At 66.0% G+C, this 1,072-nt stretch carries 1 protein-coding gene; it reads left to right on the forward strand.

Annotated features, from left to right (window positions below):
- Positions 1 to 5: 5 nt before the first annotated feature.
- The coding region (locus tag AC5P1B_RS35665) for an IS630 family transposase (RefSeq protein WP_493892192.1) at positions 6 to 1,072 on the forward strand (1,067 nt) is incomplete at its 3' end.

The following is a 1,072-nucleotide window of genomic DNA, read 5'->3' on the forward strand; positions in this document are numbered from 1 at the left end:
AGCCGTTGCTGCTGTCCGCTGATGAGCGGGCGGTGTTGGAGCGGTGGGTGCGTCGGGCGACGTCGGCCCAGGCCCTGGCTTTACGCTCGCGGATCGTGCTGGCATGTGCGGGGCCGAAGGTGCCGCCGATTGTGGCGGTTGCCCGGGATCTGCGGGTGAGCGCGGACACGGTCCGCAAGTGGCGGCGTCGGTTCCTGACCGACCGCCTGGACGGACTCGTTGATGAGCCCCGGCCGGGCCGGCCGCCGACCATCAGCGTTGACCAGGTGGAGGCCGTCGTCGTCACCACGCTGGAGGAACTCCCGAAGAACGCCACCCACTGGTCGCGCCGGTCGATGGCCGAGGCCAGCGGCCTGTCGAAGTCCACCGTGGGCCGGATCTGGCGGAAGTTCCAGCTCAAGCCGCATCTGACGGACACGTTCAAGCTGTCGACCGACCCGTTGTTCGTGGAGAAGGTCTACGACGTGGTGGGTCTGTACTTCAATCCGCCCGAGGGCGCGGTGGTGCTGTGGGTGGACGAGAAGTCGCAAATCCAGGCCCTGGACCGGTCCCAGCCGGTGCTGCCGATAATGCCGGGTATGCCCGAGCGCCGGACCCACGACTGCGTCCGCAACGGTCTGACCACGTTGTTCGCCGCGTTCGACGTGGCCACCGGGGAGGTGATCAGTGCACTGCACCGTCGGCACCGGGCAGCGGAGTTCAAGAAGTTCCTGATCAGGATCGACAAGGAGGTTCCCGCGCAGCTGCAGATCCACCTGATCTGCGACAACTACGGCACCCACAAAACCCCCGCGATCAAAACGTGGCTGGCCAAGCACCCCCGGTTCCAGGTGCACTTCACCCCGACCGGCTCCTCCTGGATTAACCAGGTCGAGCGGTGGTTCGGCTTCCTCGCCGACCAGATGATCCGTCGCGGCGCACACAAGAACGTCCAGGCCCTCGAAGCCGACATCCGCGCATGGGTCAAGAACTGGAACGAAGATCCCAAGCCGTTCATCTGGACCAAGACAGCCGAGGAGATCCTCGACTCCCTCGCCCGCTTCTGCCGACGGATCTCCGGCGCAGGACACTA

Source organism: Streptomyces sp. A01 (assembly GCF_059026195.1).